Annotated in this window: 12 protein-coding genes; all 12 read left to right on the forward strand. The window is 49.4% G+C overall.

Features of this window, described 5'->3' with window-relative positions; all coding sequences use genetic code 11:
- Positions 1–313 precede the first annotated feature (313 nt).
- The 12 genes from WA302_RS04420 to WA302_RS04475 all read left to right on the forward strand — a co-directional run bounded on the left by WA302_RS04420 (position 314) and on the right by WA302_RS04475 (position 17762).
- Positions 314–3325, forward strand: coding sequence for a beta strand repeat-containing protein (locus tag WA302_RS04420; protein WP_261456174.1), 3012 nt, complete (start codon positions 314–316; stop codon positions 3323–3325).
- A gap of 390 nt (positions 3326–3715) precedes the next feature.
- Positions 3716–5488: a type I secretion system permease/ATPase gene (locus WA302_RS04425; protein ID WP_025302175.1), complete on the forward strand. Its 1773-nt coding sequence runs from the start codon at positions 3716–3718 to the stop codon at positions 5486–5488.
- Positions 5489–5540: 52 nt separating this feature from the next.
- A complete protein-coding gene (locus WA302_RS04430; protein WP_025302176.1) occupies positions 5541–6872 on the forward strand; it encodes an HlyD family type I secretion periplasmic adaptor subunit in 1332 nt (443 codons plus the stop codon).
- Positions 6873–6874: 2 nt separating this feature from the next.
- A complete protein-coding gene (locus WA302_RS04435; protein WP_141997653.1) occupies positions 6875–8251 on the forward strand; it encodes a TolC family outer membrane protein in 1377 nt (458 codons plus the stop codon).
- Between the two features lie 274 nt (positions 8252–8525).
- On the forward strand, positions 8526–9950 hold the full coding sequence (locus tag WA302_RS04440) for a mannose-1-phosphate guanylyltransferase/mannose-6-phosphate isomerase (RefSeq protein WP_147823012.1): 1425 nt from the start codon (positions 8526–8528) through the stop codon (positions 9948–9950).
- 12 nt (positions 9951–9962) lie between these two features.
- Positions 9963–11336 (forward strand): phosphomannomutase CpsG, encoded by a 1374-nt coding sequence (gene cpsG, locus WA302_RS04445; RefSeq protein ID WP_043142826.1) that lies wholly within the window; start codon positions 9963–9965, stop codon positions 11334–11336.
- Between the two features lie 371 nt (positions 11337–11707).
- Positions 11708–12727 carry a UDP-glucose 4-epimerase GalE gene (gene galE, locus WA302_RS04450; protein ID WP_049205858.1) on the forward strand — a complete coding sequence of 340 codons (1020 nt, stop codon included), beginning with the start codon at positions 11708–11710 and terminating at the stop codon, positions 12725–12727.
- A gap of 371 nt (positions 12728–13098) precedes the next feature.
- On the forward strand, positions 13099–13632 hold the full coding sequence (gene rfbC / locus WA302_RS04455; RefSeq protein WP_049205859.1) for a dTDP-4-dehydrorhamnose 3,5-epimerase: 534 nt from the start codon (positions 13099–13101) through the stop codon (positions 13630–13632).
- The gene (gene rfbD, locus WA302_RS04460; protein WP_049205861.1) at positions 13632–14492 is read left to right on the forward strand and encodes a dTDP-4-dehydrorhamnose reductase; all 861 of its coding nucleotides are present in this window, start codon (positions 13632–13634) and stop codon (positions 14490–14492) included. Before rfbC ends, rfbD begins: the two co-directional genes overlap by 1 nt.
- 166 nt (positions 14493–14658) lie before the next feature.
- Positions 14659–15501: a glycosyltransferase gene (locus tag WA302_RS04465; protein WP_072269816.1), complete on the forward strand. Its 843-nt coding sequence runs from the start codon at positions 14659–14661 to the stop codon at positions 15499–15501.
- 121 nt (positions 15502–15622) lie between these two features.
- Positions 15623–16456: an ABC transporter permease gene (locus WA302_RS04470; protein ID WP_049205867.1), complete on the forward strand. Its 834-nt coding sequence runs from the start codon at positions 15623–15625 to the stop codon at positions 16454–16456.
- Entirely contained in the window at positions 16446–17762 is a 1317-nt protein-coding gene (locus tag WA302_RS04475) for an ABC transporter ATP-binding protein (RefSeq protein WP_049205871.1), read from the forward strand. Before WA302_RS04470 ends, WA302_RS04475 begins: the two co-directional genes overlap by 11 nt.
- Position 17763 lies beyond the last annotated feature (1 nt).

The raw sequence follows: 17763 nt of genomic DNA on the forward strand, positions 1-17763 counted from the left end.
CAGCCACTTATCCTATATTGCTTGATATTGCGTTATACGTATATAGGAATAATTTTATTTTTATAGATTATCTTGCTGTTTTTTTGTGATAAAAATTAAATTTCATTTGAAATTATTTCGGTGTTTACTTTTCTGCTTGATGCCTCGTCCTACCGTCTGATTTGACACGGTTGCCTTGACAAATATCAATTCCTTTTCTTTTCTTTAGGTGCAGTAGAGTTTTTTTATTCTTTATTACTACTTGTACTGACATCTTCCGTTGGTCAGTGTCGTAATATTTTGATTGTAAAATCATGCATCCAAGGGGGATGTTATGGCTTCTCTAGTGTCACAATACGAATCGGCATCAATCTACTATGCTGTTTTAGGTAAGAGTGCATCCACATCTACTATTGACTATTTTGCGCAGCAACTCCAGTTGGGAAATAAAACCGATCTGCAATTTATCAATGGGTTGATAGCATCTGCTGATGGTGTTGCCCGTTTCGGAGCAAAAACGCCTGCTGAAGTTATTCAAACTATTTATACTAATGTTCATGGAGTTGCGCCTTCCACTGAGGTTGTCAACGCCTTGTTGGCTACAGGAAACAGTGTTGGTGTTATTGTTCAAAGTATAATCAATGACCTATCCAATTACGCTGGAAACGACAGTGCCACACTGTCACAGCAGAGCTTTTTCGATGGAAAAATAAAATCGGCACTTTTCCCATCATCAGTACCCGCTTCTGCTGGTACAGGGGCTTCTGATGTTGCCGCTATTTATCATGTACTTGGCGCTGGGCTTTCCACCTCTGGTTTGAACTATTGGGGGGGGGCATTGAACGGTGGGGTGACTACCTTGGATAAGGTGGCGCAAACATTTGTTAATGATCGTGTTTATCTCACTTCGCTTAGCAATGCAGATTTTGTTGCTCGCATTTTCCAGTACGGTTTTGAGCGAGCTCCTACTGCTGCTGAATCGTCAAGCTATTTGGCATTACTTGACGGTGGCGCAACGCGTGGCAGTGTTGTTGTAGATATTATCGAAGCACTTCGTGGCAGTGTTGCGCCTTCAGATGCTACGGCACAGGCTCATTTCAACGCCATTACTAGCGTTTATACTCCAGGGCAATTGCCTGCATTGAATATTCAAGAGCAGGTCGCCGCGGTTTATTTAGGTGTTCCAGGACGTGGAATCGATGCACAGGCCTTGGATACCTGGGGCAAAATTCTTTCCTCAGGAAGCCTGACGTCTACAACTCTGACGGCTAAATTGTTGAGTTCAAGTGAGTTTCAGCAGAAAGGTGCCCAGCTGACAGGCGATGCTTTTATTCAGCATGTCTATACATTGGTACATGGTGTTGCCGCTACCACAGCACAATTGGCTCTCTATAGTGGTTTAGGAAGTGACAAATCGGTTATCACCCAAGCCATCATAAACGACCTCCGCAACTCAACGGCCACTGACGCCACGACTGTAACCCAGCAGCATGGCTTTGAATACGACATCGGTACCAGCCTACTGTACAAAACCGCTGCGTCTCTGACGGCAACAGCCGCCGGCGGTAACGCAACCGGCACCGTCAACACCGGCACATCGCATCAAATCAGCAACGCCGAAACAGCGGTACTGACGAATGTTCAACTGAACGCCAATGCCGCTAGCATCGTGAACCTGAAGTTCGCCGACCATCTGGCGAATCTGACCATCAACGGCACCAGCGCAGCAACGGTCAACTTGTCTGACAATGGTGTTAATCCAGGTGTAGATATCACCGTGAATAACGGCAACGTCATCCTGAACGCCAGTTCGGGTGCGGATGACGTAGTTGTCACATCGACGGCCAACATCGCGACCGGTACCGCACAGTTCAACCTCGGCGCCGGCAACGACAGCCTGCACTGGGTGGGCAACGGGGTTTCCGGTGGGGCGAACACTGTCGCGAACACGGTTAAGGCTGATGGTGGTGCGGGTACGGACTCCATCTCCGCCAACTTCATCACCAAAACTGTAGTAACCAACCAAAACGCCCTGGGCGTTCGCACCAGTACCGTGACCAGCAACGCCAACAACTTCTCGAACTTTGAGAAAATTGACCTGACCGGCTATATCGGCAAGTCCGTCGGTACGCTGATTACGACTCCGCTAATCGGTTCACCGACCACCACCAGCGTCACAACGCCGACCCACACCTTTGACTTTGGCCTGACCAACGGCACATCTACGGTGGAAGGCACCACGGGCGGCACGGTTACGCAGAACGCGGCGGCCACCAACCTGGGCTCACAAGGTTTTGTGATCTCCGGTCTGGCTAACGTCAACGTCATCAACGCCGCCGGCGGCAACGCCGCGCAGTTGGAAGTGAAAGGGGACGCGACTTCCGCCAGTACGCTGAACTTCACCTTCGTGCAGAACGCCACCGATCATTTCAATATCAACTTTGATGCGGTGAGTTCTTCCAATGTGAATGCCGGCGCCATTACCCTTAACAGCAGCAGCAGCGCCTTGTTGGGCACCGCTCTGACCACGGTGAACGTGGCCTCAGGCGGTACCGGCAGCTTTGACAACATTCTGTCACTGGCCGGCACCAATGCGCAGGTTCAGACCATCAACGTGACCGGTGATCACGCGCTGGATCTGACGTTGGGCAGCGGTTTCAGCAACGTGCGTGATATCAATGCGTCCACCAACACCGGGGGTCTGAATCTCGACTCCAGCCATGGCGGTACCGGTGACGGTATCATCGTTCAATTGCTGAACATTCTGCCGCTGAGCGTCATTACCACCAACCTGTTGGCGCCGGTGTTGACGGCGTTGGGCCTGAACGGTTACCAGATGACCGTAGAAGGCTCCAGTGCTGCCGATACCCTGGGCGTGATTGGCAACACCACGCTGACCGGTGGCGCAGGTGCCAACACCTATGACATCAAGGCGAGTAACACGCAGGCGGGTGTGACTATCAAGGACTTTAATAGCCTCAAGGACTCGATTGTCGACGTGAACCATGGCGGCCTGACTATTTCCGATGACGCCAGCGGCACTGCGGTAGCGAACTACGGTACGCGCTCTGCCGACACGTTGGATGCGTTGTTGGGGACACTGGTGGGCGGTTTGACCAACGGCGTTATCGGCCTGTTGGGTGGTATCTTGGGTCTGGATAGCAGCAACTCGCTGACGGCGAAAGTGGGTGTGGCATCCGTTGTATTCAGCGGTGGCGGCAACACTGCAAGCTCGTATGTAATTATCGACAACAACGATAACCACACGCTGGACCTCAACGATACCGTGGTATACCTGACAGGGCAAAACCACCAGCAATTGGTGGATACTCTGCACTACGCGTAAGGATGAATTCCAGTGGGTTATAATGCCCATTGAAACTGTTAGTCAATCAATAATACGGGGTGTGTAAACACCCCGTATTCTTTGAAAATTGTGAACTACGTCATTATCTCTAATTTATTCCCTTTCGTACTAAACTCGCGTTGCCCTGTCTACTATTTACCTCACTGTTTTCATTTGTTTTTTTCTGTAGTTCGTGAGGCGATTTTTTTTGCTTACGGCCTTGCTGATATCCGCTTTCTCTACCTATAGTTAGAAAAAGTATCTGCAGTCTCGAGCATGTCTGGGGTGGGGGTTCTTTAGGATTTATTTTATTTTTCCCTTTTTAGGATTTTCCTTATAAGAGTCCAATGCGGATTTTGACTGACAGTGCACATGATGTAAGGGCAGAAAGTGAATCAATTTATACCGCGCAATGAAATTGCGGATGTTATACGGACTCGCAGTAAGGTTTTTTGGACCGTTGGCATATTTACCGCATTTATTAATTTATTAATGCTAGTTCCTTCTATCTATATGCTCCAGGTTTACGACCGGGTGCTTCCTTCGCGTAATGAAATCACGCTGTTGATGCTGACGCTGATCATGCTGGGCATGTTCGGCATGATGTCGCTGTTGGAATACGTGCGCAGCATGGTGGTGATCCGTATCGGCAGTCAGCTGGATATGCGTCTCAACACGCGAGTCTACACTGCGGCCTACGAGGCGAATCTGAAAAACGGTTCTTCTGACGCCGGCCAGATGCTGAGCGACTTGACCAATCTGCGCCAATTCCTCACCGGCAGCGCGCTGTTCGCCTTCTTTGATGCACCGTGGTTTCCGATCTATCTGTTGGTGATATTCCTCTTTAACCCTTGGTTGGGGCTGTTCGCCCTGGTCGGTGCACTGTTGTTGATCGCATTGGCGGTGATCAACGAAATGGTGTCGAAAAAGCCGCTGGCGGAAGCCAGCAAGCTGTCGATTATGTCCGGTACGTTGGCCAGCACCAATCTGCGAAATGCCGAAGTGATCGAGGCTTTAGGGATGTTGCCTAACCTGAAACGCCGGTGGTTCGGTCTGCACCAGCGATTCTTGAACAGCCAACGCATCGCCAGCGAACGCGCATCGCGGGTCACGTCGATCACCAAGTTTGTGCGCATGTCGCTGCAATCACTGGTGTTGGGGCTGGGGGGGTGGCTGGCTATCGATGGGCACATCACGCCCGGTATGATGATTGCCGGCTCCATTCTGATGGGGCGAACGCTGGCGCCGATTGAGCAGGTTATTAACGTCTGGAAGAGCTACAGCGCGGCGAAGCTTTCTTATGGCCGGTTGGTCAAGCTGCTGGAAACGCACCCGCAACGTGGTACCGGTATGTCCTTGCCGCGTCCGGAAGGGGTGCTTGCCGTAGAAGGCGTCACCGCCACGCCGCCGGGATCCAAAGGCGATGCGGTATTGCATAACGTGAGTTTTGCCATTCAGCCTGGTGACGTGCTGGGGATCATTGGCCCGAGCGCGTCGGGGAAATCGACGCTGGCTCGTTTGCTGGTCGGCATTTGGCCGGTCAGTGAAGGGATTGTTCGGTTGGATAATGCTGACATCTATCAGTGGAACAAGGATGAGTTGGGGCCGTATATCGGCTATCTGCCGCAGGACATTGAGCTGTTTGCCGGGACTATCGCCGAGAATATCGCTCGCTTTAACGAGATCGACTCAGAGAAGGTCATTGAAGCCGCTAAGTTGGCCGGTGTGCACGAACTGATCCTTCGTTTCCCGAACGGCTACGATTCGGTGCTCGGCAACGGTGGCGCTGGGCTGTCCGGTGGGCAGAAACAGCGTATCGGCCTGGCGCGCGCACTGTACGGCGACCCTTCGCTGGTGGTTTTGGATGAGCCTAACTCCAATCTGGATGATGCGGGCGAGAAAGCGTTGAACCAGGCCATTATGTTCCTCAAGCAACGTAATAAAACGGTGGTTCTGATTACCCATCGCACCAATTTGCTGTCGATGACCAGCAAGCTGTTGCTCTTGGTGAATGGCAACGTCAACGCGTTCGGCCCGACTCAACAAGTGCTTCAGGCGTTAGCCAATGCGCAAAAAGCGCAGACGCAACAGCCTCAGCAAGCGGTGAGGGCGGTAAATTCTGAGCCAGATGAAGGCAATATCCCAAAAACGCAAATTAATTAAGCCGTGAATTGCCTGATGGCTTTATTGCCGTCCGCAGTTTAAAGGAGTTGGTATGTCGACGCACATTGGCGAGCCGCAAGACTCGTATATTGAAGAGATCCCACAGGATGAACGGCGGTTTACCCGGATGGGCTGGCTGGTCGTGGGAATTGGTCTGTTCGGATTTTTGGCTTGGGCAGCGTTTGCGCCCCTGGATAAAGGGGTGGCATCACCGGGATCGGTAACCGTTTCCGGCAACCGCAAAACGGTGCAGGCACCGGCCAGCGGCATCATCAAAAATATCGCGGTGAAAGAGGGCGACAAGGTGAAAGCCGGTGAAGTCCTGGTGCAGTTGAGCCAGGTGCAGGCACAGGCGCAGGTCGATTCCCTGCGCGACCAGTACTACACCACGCTGGCCACCGAAGGGCGTTTACTCGCCGAACGCGATGGTCTGAGTAGCGTCACTTTTTCTCCCATTTTTACCCAGATCAAGGATCAGCCGCGTGTGGCTGAAATTATCGCGTTGCAAACGCAGCTGTTCGCTTCCCGCCGCCAGGGGCTGCAAAGTGAAATTGACGGTTATAAGCAGTCGATGGACGGGATTCGTTTCCAATTGAAAGGCCTGCAGGATTCACGCGTCAACAAGCAGATCCAACTTTCCAGCCTGCGTGAACAGATGAACAGCATGAAGCAACTGGCTGCGGACGGCTACCTGCCACGCAATCGCTATCTGGAAGTTCAGCGTCAATTCGCCGAAGTGAATAGCAGCATCGATGAGACTGTCGGGCGGATTGGCCAATTGCAAAAGCAGCTGCAAGAATCTCAGCAGCGTATCGATCAACGTTTCGCCGACTATCAACGCGAGGTCAGAACGCAACTGGCACAAACCCAAATGGACGCCAGTGAGTTTCGCAATAAGCTGCAAATGGCCGATTTCGATCTGGGCAACACCGCCATCACCTCACCGGTGGACGGCACCGTGGTCGGATTGAATATCTTCACTCAGGGGGGCGTCGTGGGAGCGGGTGACCACCTGATGGACGTTGTACCCAGCCAGGCGACGCTGGTGGTGGATTCTCGCCTGAAAGTCGACCTGATCGATAAGGTGTACAACGGGTTGCCGGTGGATCTGATGTTTACCGCCTTCAACCAAAACAAAACCCCGAAAATTCCGGGAACGGTCACGTTGGTTTCCGCCGACCGTCTGGTCGACAAAGCCAACGGTGAGCCTTACTACCAGATGCAGGTTACGGTCTCACCGGAGGGCATGAAGATGCTCAGTGGCGAGGACATCAAGCCGGGGATGCCGGTAGAGGTGTTCGTGAAAACGGGGTCGCGCTCACTGCTGAGTTATCTGTTTAAACCTATTTTGGATCGCGCTCATACTTCATTAACCGAGGAATAATTTTGATTCAATCAAAACGACAGGCTGCCGGTCTGGTTATCGGCACCCTTTTGTTTGCGATATCTGCGCCGGTTTATTCGATAGGGATTTTAGACGCATATTCGCTGGCATTAGAAAAGGACCCGACCTTCCGGGCGGCTATAAAAGAGAAAGAAGCGGGAGATGAGAACGAAAACATCGGCAGGGCGGGGCTGCTGCCGAAAGTGTCGTTGAACTATCAGAATTCGCCGCGTAACTGGCAGACGCAAAAATACCCGCAGAGCGACTTTTTCGGCAATGTTTCGGAGGTCACCCGGCGGCAACAATATCGTAGTTATTCCAGTTCGATCACGCTGACACAGCCGCTGTTCGATTATGAAGCGTACGCGCGTTACAAAGCCGGCGTAGCGCAGACGATGATGTCGGACGAGCGCTATCGCAGTAAGTTGCTGGATCTTGCGGTTAGGGTGATTAACGCCTATGTCGAAGTGGCCTATTCCAAGGATCAAATCGCGTTGGCCGAAGCGCAAAAGGCGGCTTACAAGGAACAGTTGACCTTGAACGATCGCCTGATGAGCGCCGGTGAAGGCACCATTACCGACGTATCAGAAACCCAGGCGCGCTACAGCCTGGCCGAAGCGCAGGTAATCGAAGCGCGCGATGCGCTGGACGCCGCGCAGCGCGAATTGGAAGTGATTATCGGCATACCGCTGAACCAACTGGATGAATTGCAGGTTTTGCGGCCGGGCAAGTTTAAGGTGGCGCCGCTGATCCCGTCCAAATTTGAAGAGTGGCAAAAGATCGCGCTGGAGAACAACCCGGTGCTAGCCGCCTCGCGTCATGGCGTGGATGCCGCTAAGTATGACGTCGAAAGGAATCGGGCGGGCTTTATGCCGCAGGTTCAGCTGTATGCTTCGCATTCGGAAAACGATTCCAGCAGCGATAACACGGTTAACCAGAAATACCGCACCGACAGTATCGGCGTGCAGGTCAGTATGCCTATTTATTCCGGCGGCGGCGTTTCGGCGTCGACCCGGCAGGCGGCGGCGCGCTATGGCCAGGCGATGTATGAAATGGATGCGCAGACGGGCACCACGCTCAACGATCTGCGCAAGCAGTACAATCTGTGCATCAGCAGCCGCGCCAAGGTGGCGGCCTATGAGCTGGCGGTACAGTCTGCCACCACACAGGTGACGGCGACCCGGCAAAGCGTGCTGGCCGGGCAACGTGTCAACGTTGACGTGCTCAACGCCGAACAGCAGCTCTATAGCGCTCAGCGCGATCTGGCCTCCGCCAAGTACGCCTACATCAAGTCCTGGATTACCTTGCTGAGCGACTCCGGGACGTTGGACGAAAAAGATGTTATGCGGGTAGCGCAGTATTTTGCCCGCAGTCGTTAGCAATATATTCACTATGAGCATTAATCTGAAAGAGCAGCACGATGCTGCTCTTTTTTGCGTTAATACGTTATGTTATCGGCTGGTGGTTCCTTCTGTATTTATACTTGCCTGGTTTATTTCTATACATAATTTTCTGTTAAGGAACGGTAGGTTAGAGGGATACATGCTTTTCGCAAAGTGTAACTATTGGTTAATGATCGAACGAATTTTAGAATGATGCTGCTGACGTGCGGCGTCGTCCTTGTAAGAACGATGGCTGAGTAAAGGGTAGATAATGTCCAAACTAATTCCTGTGGTTATGGCCGGCGGTACTGGGAGTCGTCTGTGGCCGATGTCGCGAGAATCGTTTCCTAAACAGTTTTTATCTATTGATGACAGCGGGGTGAGCCTGCTGCAACAAACGTTACAGCGTTTGTCGGGTCTGACCGGTATCGAAGTTGCTGCTCCTCTGGTCATCTGCAACGAGGAACACCGTTTTTTGGTTGCCGAGCAATTGCGCGGAATTGGGCAATTAGCGACCAACATTATTTTAGAGCCCGTAGGGCGCAATACCGCGCCGGCAGTGGCGTTAGCCGCTCATCTTGCAGCGGAAGAAGACGAAGACAGCATGCTCTTGGTGCTGGCTGCAGACCATCTGATCACGAAAGTAGATAATTTCCACGCGGCGATTCAGACGGCAATCTCTTTTGCGGTCAACAACCAGCTGGTCACGTTTGGCATTATTCCGGAGCATCCGGAAACCGGGTACGGTTACATCAAACGCGGCAGTCACTTGTCTCATGATTGCTTTAAGGTTGATTCATTCGTGGAAAAACCACGTTTGGAGAAAGCGATAGAATACCTCGCCAGCGGTGAATATAGCTGGAACAGCGGTATGTTCATGTTCAAAACCGCCAAGTTTTTGCAAGAGTTGCAGCAGTTTAGCCCAGACATCTTTAACACAACCCAGCAGTCTGTGGTTAAAAGCCAACGCGACATGAACTTTATTCGGGTTGAACAAGCGATCTTCAAACACTGTCCGAGCGACTCCATCGACTATGCGGTGATGGAAAAAACGCGTGATGCTGTAGTGATTCCCATTGATGCTGGCTGGAGTGACGTTGGTTCTTGGTCCTCGCTGTGGGACGTTTCTAAGAAAGATCATTTGGGCAATGTCAATGTGGGCGACATTATCTCGATCGATTCCAATGACAACTACATTTCCTCTGAATCCGCGTTGGTGGCGACCATTGGGTTGGAAAACCTGATCGTGGTCAACACCAATGATGCCTTGCTGATCGCTCACAAGGACAAAGTGCAGGATGTGAAGAAAGTGGTTGATGAGCTTAAAAAGCGCAATCTTCATCATTTTCGCCAGCATTCCACCGCATATCGTCCCTGGGGCAAGATTTGCGACATCGACAGCGGCACGCACTTCCAGGTGAAGAGAATCATTGTCCGGCCAGGTGAAGGCTTGTCAGTACAACGCCATCTCCACCGTGCTGAACATTGGGTCGTCGTGAGTGGGACAGCAAGAGTTAACGTTGATGACCAAGAGTTCTTCTTGTCGGAAAATCAGTCTACCTTCATTCCTGCGGGCAGTGTCCATACGCTAGAAAACCCGGGAAAAATCGATTTGGAAATGATCGAGGTCAGGTCGGGGCACTATCTGGAAGAAGATGATATTGAGCGTTTGCAAGATCGCTATGGCAGAGTTTAATAGGGTTTGGTAATGCAAAAATTGACGTGTTTTAAAGCTTATGACATTCGGGGAAAGCTGGGCGAAGAGCTGAATGAGGACATCGCGTATCGTATTGGACGCGCCTATGGCGAGTTTTTAAAGCCCAAAAATATCGTGTTGGGCAGCGATGTGCGGTTAACCAGTGAAAGCCTGAAGTTGGCGCTGGCGAAGGGTTTACAGGATGCGGGTACTGATGTGATAGACATCGGTTTAACCGGTACCGAAGAAATCTATTTCGCCACAACCTATTTAAAAACTGATGGTGGCGTAGAAGTCACCGCCAGCCATAACCCTATTGATTACAACGGCATGAAGTTAGTGCGTGAGGGCTCTCGCCCGATTAGCGGCGATACCGGGTTACGGGCGATCCAAGAGCTGGCGGAGAAAAACCAGTTTCAGGCGCTAGCAGCGACAGCAACGCGCGGCAGCTACGTACGCCAGGACGTATTAGGGGCTTATGTAGAACACATTCTGTCCTATGTAGACGTGAAAAATTTCAAACCGTTGAAGCTAGTGATCAACTCGGGCAACGGTGCTGCGGGGCATGTGATCGATGCTATTGAAGCGCAACTGAAGGCGCGGGGTGTGCCGCTGGAGTTTATCAAGGTGCATCACCAGCCGGACGGCTCTTTCCCCAACGGCATTCCAAATCCACTGCTGCCTGAGTGTCGTGCGGATACCGCCGATGCGGTGCGAGAGCATGGCGCTGATATGGGCATTGCGTTCGACGGCGATTTTGATCGCTGCTTCCTGTTCGATGAAAAAGGCGATTTCATTGAGGGCTATTATATCGTCGGCTTGCTGGCGGAGGCCTTCTTGCAGAAACAGCCGGGCGCGAAGATAATCCACGATCCACGCCTGAGTTGGAACACCGTCGATGTGGTCACCGGTGCCGGGGGCGTACCCGTGATGTCGAAAACCGGTCATGCTTTCATTAAAGAACGCATGCGTGCGGAAGACGCCATTTATGGCGGCGAGATGAGTGCTCACCACTATTTCCGTGATTTTGCTTATTGTGACAGTGGCATGATCCCATGGCTGCTGGTCGCTGAGCTGGTCAGTGTGAAGGGACAAACTCTGGGGCAACTGGTACAGGATCGCATTGCCGCCTACCCGTCTTCCGGTGAGATCAATATCAAGCTGGCTCAGCCTGTCGTGTCAATCGAAAGCGTTAAACAACACTATTTACCGCATGCCGATGAGGTGGACTACACCGATGGCATCAGCATGGCGTTCGCAGGCTGGCGTTTCAATCTGCGTTCCTCCAATACGGAACCGGTTGTGCGTCTTAACGTCGAATCTCGTGCCGATGTTGCGCTGATGCAAGAGAAAACCGACGAGATTTTGGCGCTGTTGTCAAACTGAGTGCGACGCGTAAGGAACACACTGTAGAGCTGTCTTGAACAGCTCTTTTTTTTTGTAAGGCTTAAACTCCCCATGTTCTGTCTCACACACACTTGGGATGCTTCAGAAAGGCAGTGAGGTTTTCTCTTGATATAACCAAGAACGCGGCTAAATATTTTAGCCTCTTTGTAGGGAGCCAGGTCAAAGCCTCCTGGCAGGCCGATTGTTTACTTGCTGGCCAAAAACGAGTGTACCAAGGGAACTCTGGGGACATATGGATGGTCAATTATGATCGAAAAGGCGTGCGTGAGTCCAAGCTTCGTTTAAAATCAATTGATTGCTTAAAGAAGACAGTTCATCTTGAGCGCCAGGGGCGCGAGTAAGGAGTTTTTATGGCGGTTTTAGTCACCGGTGGGGCCGGTTATATCGGTTCTCACACTGTTCTGGCTTTGTTGGAACATGGCGAAGATGTCGTAGTGTTAGATAATTTATCGAACTCTTCCGATGAGTCTCTGCGTCGCGTTGAGAAACTCGCGGGCAGAAGTGCTCAATTCTACCAAGGCGATATCTTGGATGCTGAGTGTCTGCACCGTATCTTCGAGGCTCACGCCATTTCGGCCGTGATCCATTTTGCTGGGCTAAAGGCTGTCGGAGAGTCGACGCGCAAGCCGCTAGAGTATTATCAGAACAATGTCACTGGCACGTTGGTATTGTTGGAGGAAATGCGTCGTGCGGGTGTGCATAAGTTTATCTTCAGTTCTTCTGCCACGGTGTACGGTACTCCAGAGCAAGTTCCTTTGACTGAGACGTCACGCGTTGGTGGTACGACGAATCCTTACGGCACGTCGAAGTTGATGGTAGAACAAATTCTGCAAGATTTCGCTAAAGCAGAACCGCAATTCTCCATTACCGCCTTACGTTACTTCAACCCGGTCGGTGCGCACGAATCTGGCATGATCGGTGAAGATCCAAATGGTATTCCTAACAATCTGATGCCTTATATTGCTCAGGTGGCAATCGGAAAACTGGAGAAACTGTCAATTTTTGGTGACGACTATCCGACACAGGATGGCACGGGTGTCAGAGATTACATTCATGTCATGGATTTGGCTGAAGGTCATCTCAAGGCGATTGAACACATCGATGAACACCAAGGTTTTACGGTCTATAATCTGGGGACTGGGGTAGGGTATTCTGTGTTGGAGATGCTCCATGCTTTTGAAAAGGCTTCAGGTCGCAATGTAGCTTACCAAATTGTACCACGTCGAGAGGGCGACATTGCAGAATGCTGGTCCGCTCCAGAATTGGCGTTCAAAGAATTGGGATGGAAGGCTACCCGTGATTTGGATGCCATGATGCGTGATGCGTGGAATTGGCAGAAGAACAATCCTCGGGGTTATCGTCCCGGTTGATAGCGAAGTTCGTTAATGACAAAATATGGCATAATGTAAATTAATTGTAACCAACGAGGGCTCGATTGACCATTTCTATGTTGGTTGCAATTAAAATATATTTAATAACAATGATATATCATGATTCATCCTTCAATGAGCCACATAATTTTTGACTATTTTTTGTGGATGAGTGTCGGATATTTTGATTAATTGTGCTAATCTCCGATACCTTCGTCTACGGTGCGTTCATTGAGCTATCCAAAATTTATTCTCGTTTAGTTTCTGTTCGAAAACTGGGCGAGTGGGTAGTGATAGACTGCTGGGGATGCATGTTCAGGCGGCCATCCTTTGGGCCTCTGAGGTGAGCGTATTAGTTAGCAGGTTACCTAATGAAAGTGATTGAGACACCAGTCGCAGGTGTGAAGTTGATTGAGCCGAAAGTGTTCGGTGATCATCGTGGTTTTTTCGTCGAAACGTTTCAAAAAAACCGCTATCAAGAAATGTTAGATATTGATGTGGATTTTGTTCAGGACAACCATTCGCGTTCTTCTAAAGGAGTATTGCGTGGTTTGCATTTCCAGCGAATCAAACCCCAAGGCAAGCTAGTCCGAGTTGTACGTGGGGAGGTCTATGATGTTGTAGTGGATATCAGGGTCGATTCGCCGACGTACAAAAAATGGGTTGGTGTTCACTTGTCGGAAGATAACCACCACCAACTTTGGGTTCCGCCAGGTCTCGCACATGGTTTCTTAGTGATTTCAGACATTGCTGATTTCGAATACAAGTGCACAGAGTACTATGATCCTGCTAGCGAAGCATGCTTGCTTTGGAATGATCCTGAAATTGGCATTGATTGGCCAGTCGATCAGCCATTGCTATCGCCAAAGGATCTACAAGGTAAATTACTTAGAGAGCTTTTTTAATGCGTGTACTTTTGACAGGTTCTATGGGGCAACTGGGACGCTGTTTCAGCGATAGGTTTCCTACCGATTGGAGCCTGCTAGCACTGGACAGCAAGCAACTTGACATCTGTGATTCTGATGCGATTGAGCAAGCGGTGACGGAATTTGAGCCCGATGTTATCGTAAACGCCGCCGCTTATACTGCTGTTGATAAGGCTGAATCTGAACCAGATGTAGCTAAAGCAATCAATACCTACGGGCCTGGCTACCTGGCAGCAGCTGCTGCTGCACGAAATATTCCTTTTGTACACGTATCAACCGACTATGTTTTTGATGGCCGTTCGGAAGAACCCTACTGCGAAGATGCTCCCTGCTCGCCACAAAACATTTATGGTAAAACCAAGCTTGAAGGTGAGATTGCTGCGCTGAAGGCTAATCCAAAAACTATTGTAATAAGAACGGCTTGGGTGTTTAGCGAGTACGGCAATAATTTTGTTAAAACGATGTTGCGCGTCGGGTCACAAAGGGGTGAACTTGGCGTGGTAAGCGATCAGCAAGGCTGCCCGACTTATGCCGGTGATATCGCTGATGCCATAATCTCCATGCTGCAAGAACCAGGTGAATACGGTGTCTATCACTTTTGTGGTGATTCAATGGTTTCTTGGTATGAGTTTGCGCAGATAATTTTCCAACAGGCTACTGAAAGTGGGCTATACCCACATCAGGTCATCGTGAATCCGATTACTACGCAAGAGTATCCTACACCTGCGTCCCGGCCTGTATACTCTGTTCTTAACACTGATAAGATCTGCGCGTTGAATCTTAAACCTAGCGCTTGGCGCCAGCAGTTACATGCTGTGATTCGCAAACTGTTGCAGTAGGTGGATCTTGGTTTGCATGGAATAAAAGGGGATAATTTTATCCCCTTTGATGTTTTTGTTTATTGGTGACGGTTTGCGTTCCAATAGACGAGTGATAATACATCAGCCATCACACTCTTGTAACTGATTGTTTTTAAATGATTATTGGTTAGGAACTTCATACGGCATGTTTTCAAAACAAAAACAATACCAAATTGTTGCTTCAATCGTATTGTATAACCATAGCTATGCCCAACTAGAAGACACGTTACTTTCTTTGCTTAGCGAAAAATGTGTTCAAAAAATAGTTTTGGTTGATAACGGTGGTTCTGAATGGGCTGCAAAACTAGATAATCATCGCATTAGTTATATTTGTGCGGAAGCCAATAACGGTTTTGGCTACGGCCATAATCTGGCAATGAAGCGTTATCTGAATGAATGTGAATATTTTTTGATTTGTAACCCAGATATCAGTTTTACCTCGGGGGCGCTCGAGAGTCTCTACAATTTTGCGCGGAACCAAAAACACCGCTTTGTTTCTCCTCGCATTCAATATAGCGATGGGCGATTCCAATACAGTTGCCGCTTACTGCCTACACCTGCCAATTTGTTTCTTCGGCGCTTTTTCCCTAAATGGGGAGCTAAGCTGGATGCCACTTATGAAATCCAGCGTGCTGATTACACTAAATCCTTCGCAGTTCCTTCAGTTTCTGGTTGTTTTATGCTGGTTGAATCCACGTTGTTAGCGAACTTGGGAGGATTTGATGAACGGTATTTTATGTATTTAGAAGATGTGGATTTGTGCCGCCGGGCTTTGTCAATGAGCGATATTGTCTACTTCCCTGGTGCTACTATCATCCATGTTTTTGGTAAAGGTTCTTATAAAAACCTTAATTTATTCATTTATCACATGAAATCAGTTGTCTTATATTTCAATAAATGGGGATGGTGGCACGATCCACAGAGATCCAAGGTGAATACTACCTGTTTGAAGACTATTCCCATGACTTCTCCTGAAATCAAGCGGTAACATGATTGAAGATGATGTCTATGTTTTATGAGTTCAATTACATCTAAGGTATTGATTATGTTTGTTATGACTGGATGCAATTTCGAAGCGCAAAATGTTGGTATGGCAGCGGGGTGGGGTAATGAGTAATCCTCATAAATCGCAACCTCTGTCACCCCTAGCTCTGATCCGTAACATTTGGGGGTTCAAATCGCTGATCTTGCAAATGACAAAACGTGAGGTTGTTGGGCGATACAAGGGTTCCACTATGGGACTGGCATGGTCGTTCCTCAATCCTTTGTTTATGTTGACGGTCTATACATTTGTTTTTTCGGTTGTTTTTAAAGCACGTTGGTCCGTCGGTGGCGATGAAAGCCGTACGCAGTTTGCTGTAATCCTCTTTGTTGGCATGATTGTGCATGGTTTTTTTGCCGAGGTGGTTAATCGGGCACCGCAAATTATCCTAGGGAATACCAACTATGTGAAGAAAGTGGTTTTCCCTTTGGAAACGTTGCCAGTGATTGGGTTATGCGCTGCGTTGTTCCATACCCTGATCAGCTTGGTTGTACTGCTATGTGCATTCTTTTTATTCAACGGTTTTCTGCACTGGACCGTCGTTTTTATACCGTTAGTTTTCTTGCCGCTGGTCGTTTTTTGCCTTGGATTGGCATGGATATTGGCATCCCTGGGTGTTTTTATACGCGATGTTGGTCAGACGACTGTCATTATCACAACGGTTATGATGTTTTTGTCACCAGTATTTTTCCCTATCACGTCGTTACCGGAAAAATATCGCATTTGGATAATGCTTAATCCCCTAACATTTATTATTGAGCAATCACGGAATGTCTTAATTTGGGGGCGTTTGCCTGAATGGCAAGGTTTAGCTGTTTACACCCTGGCGGCATCATTAGTTGCATGGTTCGGTTTTGTATTCTTCCAGAAAACCAGAAAGGGGTTTGCTGATGTCCTCTAATGAAATCGCGATCCAAGTGACTGCATTGAGCAAATGTTATCAAATTTATGATCGTCCACGAGATCGTTTAAAACAGTTTTTTGCTCCGAGGTTACAACGTGTAGTACGACGTGAGTCTCGCCGCTATTTCCGCGAGTTTTGGGCACTTCGCGATGTCTCATTCTCTATTAAGAAAGGTGAGACCGTAGGTATTATCGGACGAAATGGTGCAGGTAAGTCAACGTTATTACAGATGATATGCGGTACGCTGACTCCAACTCAGGGAGAAATACAAGTCAATGGCCGTATTGCGGCCCTACTTGAGTTAGGCGCAGGGTTCAATCCTGAGTTCACGGGGCGTGATAATGTCTATCTTAATGGCTCTGTTCTAGGTTTTTCCCGTGAACAGATCGATGAGCGTTTTCAGGAGATTACTGACTTCGCAGATATTGGCGAGTTTATCGATCAACCCGTTAAAACATACTCAAGCGGGATGTATATTCGTCTGGCTTTTGCTGTCCAAGCCTGTGTCGAACCTGAAATCCTTATCGTGGACGAGGCGTTAGCCGTAGGCGATATCGGTTTTCAATATAAATGCTATAAACGCATGGAGGCTCTTCGTGCTAAGGGGGTCACTATTATCATGGTGACCCACTCTACCGGTAGTATTCTGGAATACGCTGACCGTTGTTTGGTTATGAACAATGGGGAGTTAGTGGGCGACACCTATGACGTACTGGCTGCTGTTCTGGCTTATGAGAAAGGAATGCTGTTGTCGCAAGCAGTGAAACGAGAGAATACGGGCAAGATCTCCTCGTCTGTTGTGATGAATCAATCTGACTTGCAGGGTTTGCAACAGGGGCAGTTGAATACCGAAGTGGGAGAAAAGCGCTTTGGCAGTGCTCGAGCGATTATTCAAAATCTCGAAGTGATAAAATCGGATGGCACTTCACTCTCCGATAAGCCTTTGGTGCGTTCTGGTGATGAACTGACCTTGGATTTTACTATCCTTGCTTCAGAAGAGATTCGAGATGTTGCCTTGGGAATCTCCATCTCTAAAGCGCAGGGGGGAGATATTTGGGGGGACAGCAACATTGGAGCCGGCAAACCTTTAATCCTCAAGGCTGGTGAGCAGCATGTGATTTATAAGGTTAAATTGCCAATTAACTCAGGAGATTACCTGGTTCATTGCGGCTTGGCATCGCTGCAAGGCGGCGAGCGAGAAGAGTTGGATCAACGCAGACCAATGATGAGATTGAAGTTTTGGTCCTCTCGTGAACTCGGGGGGGTTGTTTATGCCCCTATCAGTGTTTTAAGCGAGGAGTAAT

It is taken from the genome of Serratia sp. 201 (assembly GCF_037027545.1).
In the GTDB taxonomy this organism is placed as follows: domain Bacteria; phylum Pseudomonadota; class Gammaproteobacteria; order Enterobacterales; family Enterobacteriaceae; genus Serratia; species Serratia bockelmannii.